The organism is Pseudochrobactrum lubricantis (assembly GCF_041929865.1).
Classification (GTDB): Bacteria; Pseudomonadota; Alphaproteobacteria; order Rhizobiales; family Rhizobiaceae; genus Pseudochrobactrum; species Pseudochrobactrum saccharolyticum.
In genome coordinates this window covers 1-4,298 of record NZ_JBHEEE010000031.1, presented here as the reverse complement: position 1 = coordinate 4,298, position 4,298 = coordinate 1, and the positions used below count along the sequence as shown (strand labels likewise).

Sequence of the window (4,298 nt, the reverse complement as noted above, 5' to 3'; positions counted from 1 at the left end):
GCAAGATCACAATGAATTCCTCCCCGCCGTAGCGCGCAACACAATCGCCCGGCCTGCGGATCGATTGTTGTATGACCTCGCCAACCTGATGCAGCGCGCAATCACCTGCAAGATGACCAAAGCGGTCATTGAAATGCTTAAAATAATCTATGTCGATCAGAGCGACCGAAAGCGGGCTTTCTTCTCGACGGCAGCGACGCATTTCGGTGCAAATGAAGCGCTCCATGCCTCGCCGATTGGCAAGGCCGGTCAGCGGGTCGGTTTCCGCCAGTTCCTGCAATCTGGTGTTGAAGCTTTGCAGCTTCTCATATTTGCCCGACAAATCGGCGATGCGCCTTTTGAACGGAGAAATGTCAGTCAACGTCACGAAGGTTGCTATCGTTGCGCCGCTATCGCTGCGAACCGGATGGATGGTCGCAAGAAACATTTGTCCATCGATGACAAGCTCGTCAGTGACTGGTTCCAGTCCATTATCGAACGCTTCAAAATCAGATTGAAATCTCGACAATACCGATTCAGGAACAATCCCAACCATTGAACGCCCGATAAGGTGGTCAACGCTAATGCCGAATAAATCAGCATAGCGGTCGCTGGCAGAAAGGTATTGAAACTCGCGGTCAACCAGACATGCCGCAACAGGCATTGTTCGGATTGTTGCCTTATGCTCTTCGAGCGTGATTTGAACTGTCATCCTCCCCCGCCTTGTTGTTATGAAGTCTTTTGAGACCTGATCAGTCACAACGGGATTGATTTTAATACAACCCCGCAATTGGTACTGCAACAAGAGCTGGCATTCGTTCAGCGGTACGCCCCCGCAAACATTCTCGCTGACTCTTGGTGATCGGGGAGTTCGAAACCGTGGTTAGACGGCCCTGTGGCCTTTAGTTCGGAGAACCTGTTGCATGCGCCACAGGCTCCTACGATATAGCTGCGCTCCTACCTGAGCCAAGATAATCCGTCTATTATCTCTAACGTAAGTCATCAAACGGAAGAGAGAACATGCAAAAATCATTTGATTATTATGTGGGTCTTGATGTTTCCCAGAAGACCACATCCATTTGTGTTATTGATCCAGCAGGCAAGAAGTATTGCGAAGGAAAAAGCTTTACACGTCCCGGTGATATAAATGGTTGGCTGCTCAATCGTATTGAAGAAGGCAAGATACTAAAAATCGGACTTGAAGCTGGTACTATGAGTAGTTGGCTTTATAGTGGCCTGGTTAAACTCGGACACGATGTCGTCTGTATGGAAACCCTACAGGCTCACCGGTTTTTAAAAACCTATCGTAACAAAACAGATAAAAACGATGCACGCGGTTTAGCTCAACTCCTGCGAATGGGTGGCGAAGATTTTTTGAAAGTCGTTACGATCAGGTCACAGGCAGCACAGGAAACGCGTGTGCTCCTTGCCATGAGAGACCACTTAGTTACCCAGAAAATTAGTCTTGAAAATCATATTTCCGGCGTTTTAAAGCCTTTTGGTGTCATCGTTGAAAGAGGTAACGTAACAGCAGACACTTTTTACAAACGTACGCTTGAAGCCCTGTCCGAAGCCGAACGGAATGGCGTCAATGTTAGGGCATATGTTTTACCTTCTCTCTTCCTTTATAAAGAGGCGGCAGGGCAAATTGCACCTTTGACGACAAAAATTGAAACCATTGCCAACAGTATTGAGATGGTTCGTCGCTTCATGGAAATACCTGGGGTTGGCCCTATTACAGCTCTTTCATTCTATGCGGCTGTCGATAGCCCACACCGTTTCACCAAATCGACCGATGTTGCGGCATATTTTGGTCTGACACCGAAACAATTTCAATCCGGTGAGACTGATTATATGGGGAAAATTTCCAAACGTGGCGATCCAGGTACGCGCCGCATGCTTGTGATTGCGGCAACAGTACTTCTCACTGCATCACAACAATGGAACAGCCTGAAAGCATGGGGTGTGCGTTTAGCAAAGCGCATTGGTTTGTTTAAAGCGAGAATTGCGGTTGCCCGTAAACTTGCGATGATCATGCATAAAATCTGGCTGAACAACGATAGGTTCCGTCCAAAAGCAATCAGTTCAAAAGATCGGGCGCAGCTCAAACAAGAGTTAGACTCCGGTAATTCGAAATCCAGACCAGGTGCACCGGTACCGGTCTGACGATAACCCCGGTGAGATCTGAAGCCGGGGGTCTTGCAGCAAGACGGCAGATGGGCGAGTAACGTGCGGTCGGGTGGCTGGCAGATTGTGATCTTCACATCTGCGTACAAGCCGGGGCTCCTATTGGTTCCGCCTATTTGTTCTTTTGAACCATCGTATTGTAGCCGCCATATACCTTCGGGATGAAGCGTGACTACGGAGAGACTCCTGATCTTGCGTGCAGGACAACATTTTGAGCCGTTGCACTGCCGAATTTAATTTGGCAAACGCATAAGTTTGCACCTAAGACAGGCACATTGAAGAGAAAAGTTATGAAAAATCAGACGCATAAGAAAAAATAAAAAGGAAATTGACAACCGCGCAGCTAGAGACCCGACCATAAGGTCAAGGAGTGCGGTGCTGTAACGGCCAACACCAACCGCTAACCAAGGGTTTCGACGCCCCCGGAGCAGCGCGTCACTGCCCCTTGTCAATCTATAGCTTATGAACGCGGAATTGTCTTTGCTGAATGTGACAGGCCAGATAGGAGGCGTTGATTTAGCTTAATATTTCGGGCTCGTGTGACCAATTTGCCATTATCCCCAAATGTCAGCACCAAGCGGACAGGGCGCGCGCAATGCGGAAAAGCGCGCTAGTCGCGCGCTTTGAACTCTCTCTCTATGCCTGCCTATCTTGCGCCCGGCCAGCCGGCGTCAAGGATCGACGGTTCCCCCAATTTTCTTCGCTTGGGCTGTCGCCCAGGCTACGAAAATCGGCTCCCCCGTCGCCCGCCTCTGGCGGCTGCTGCGCAGTCCCTGACACCGGCTGGCCTACAGCGCAGCGTCTTTCGTCATAGAAACGAAAGGACAAGATCATGACCACAGTCTTTGGAACAACTCTCGAACCCTGCGGCTACGAGCTGGATGATGACGTGGCCGTCATTCCTTGCCCCAAGTGCGGAGGCGAAGCGAACGAACGCTTCTTTGAAACCCTCGACGGCGGCTCCATCAACCGTAACCACACAATCATCTGCACCGAATGCGATCACGCTTCGGGCGATTTGCCCGATAGCTTTTATCGCCAAGCAGATCATAATCCTGATCCGGAGCTTGATGCTCTGATCGGGGATCTCGGTTACTGAAGAAATTTTCGGGAGACGGCTGAAGCCGTCTCCCTCTTATTTGTCGACTGGTGATCTGCGCCGGCGACGTGGGGGATAGAATGACCGGCTTTGAAAAGCTGATCTGCAAATACGACATGGCAAGGTTCTTCCTTGTCTCATGTAGTGACGATTCATTCTGGTTGCATGACTACCAGACGTTGATTGTTGGCATCCTGACGCTCGTCGTTGGGGTCTTTGGACTCGTGGTGGCGCTCAAGACGATTAAAAGATTGTCTGAACAGGTGAATGCCCAAAATCAGCAGTTGGAGCAGCAGAAAAAGCAGCTAGAGCTTCAGATACAGGAGCGTGAGGAAACTAAGGACCAGCAGAGGAAAGCGGCTCTAATTGGTGTTCCGCATGCATTGGATGAAATCCAGCGGTACAATCTGGGGTGTTTCAGGGCATGGATGGCCGAGGATCTGACGGTGCGGCCAGAGCCCCCGCACTCTGCGTTACGGGTGATTATGGATGCTGTTCCCTATGTGGATGACGAGAGCTTTGAAAGCTTTCGCGAGCTGGTTGTCCTGTCACAGGTGATCGAGGCTCGCATCGGTTCACATCGTAAAATTCGTGACCACAATAGATTGTCAAGAATGCTCGCCGATGTAGCGACTATGACCTATCTCACGGAGAGACTTTTTAAATTCAGCCGGATGGATGCCAAGAGCATCCCATATTTAGAGCCAACGCGAAATGATCTTGAAGAAGCTTTGTATCGCCTAGGAGGCCCTGAGAGGACTTGTGCGCCTAAAATTCGTTTTCGGATAGAAGAAGCATTAGACAGGGAAGTTTCTCAGCTCAGCACAGATGACCAATCCTCGAACGTACAGGGCGACGAGGACTAAAGTGCGGAATTCATGGTTAACCAAAAGTTAACCGCACAAGTACAGCGAATCACCAAAAGAGCGATAATGTTGCCTTATCGCTCCTATCGCACCGGCTGCCAGATCAGCGGCAGCGACGCGCAGATCTATTCGCAGATCCTGAAAAGCTTTCATCGCGTCTTGCTTAC

The 4,298-nt window shown here is 50.0% G+C and carries 4 protein-coding genes; 3 read left to right on the top strand and 1 reads right to left on the bottom strand.

Annotation, left to right across the window (positions count from 1 at the left end):
* Positions 1-691, bottom strand: a 691-nt coding sequence (locus tag JNC80_RS19810) for a GGDEF domain-containing protein (RefSeq protein ID WP_376711395.1), incomplete at its 3' end; no start/stop codon positions are given.
* A 308-nt stretch (positions 692-999) separates the two neighbouring features.
* Here JNC80_RS19810 and JNC80_RS19805 point away from each other — a divergent pair.
* The 3 genes from JNC80_RS19805 to JNC80_RS19795 all read left to right on the top strand — a co-directional run bounded on the left by JNC80_RS19805 (position 1,000) and on the right by JNC80_RS19795 (position 4,131).
* Entirely contained in the window at positions 1,000-2,145 is a 1,146-nt protein-coding gene (locus JNC80_RS19805; protein WP_376711394.1) for an IS110 family RNA-guided transposase, read from the top strand.
* A gap of 853 nt (positions 2,146-2,998) precedes the next feature.
* Positions 2,999-3,265 (top strand): hypothetical protein, encoded by a 267-nt coding sequence (locus tag JNC80_RS19800; RefSeq protein ID WP_151653980.1) that lies wholly within the window; start codon positions 2,999-3,001, stop codon positions 3,263-3,265.
* Positions 3,266-3,345: 80 nt separating this feature from the next.
* Positions 3,346-4,131, top strand: coding sequence for a hypothetical protein (locus tag JNC80_RS19795; RefSeq protein WP_376711393.1), 786 nt, complete (start codon positions 3,346-3,348; stop codon positions 4,129-4,131).
* The last annotated feature ends 167 nt before the right edge of the window (positions 4,132-4,298 follow it).

Coding starts and splice junctions, on each gene's coding strand:
- JNC80_RS19805 (WP_376711394.1), top strand. CDS start 1,000: ATGCAAAAATCATTTGATTATTATGTGGGTCTTGATGTTTCCCAGAAG.
- JNC80_RS19800 (WP_151653980.1), top strand. CDS start 2,999: ATGACCACAGTCTTTGGAACAACTCTCGAACCCTGCGGCTACGAGCTG.
- JNC80_RS19795 (WP_376711393.1), top strand. CDS start 3,346: ATGACCGGCTTTGAAAAGCTGATCTGCAAATACGACATGGCAAGGTTC.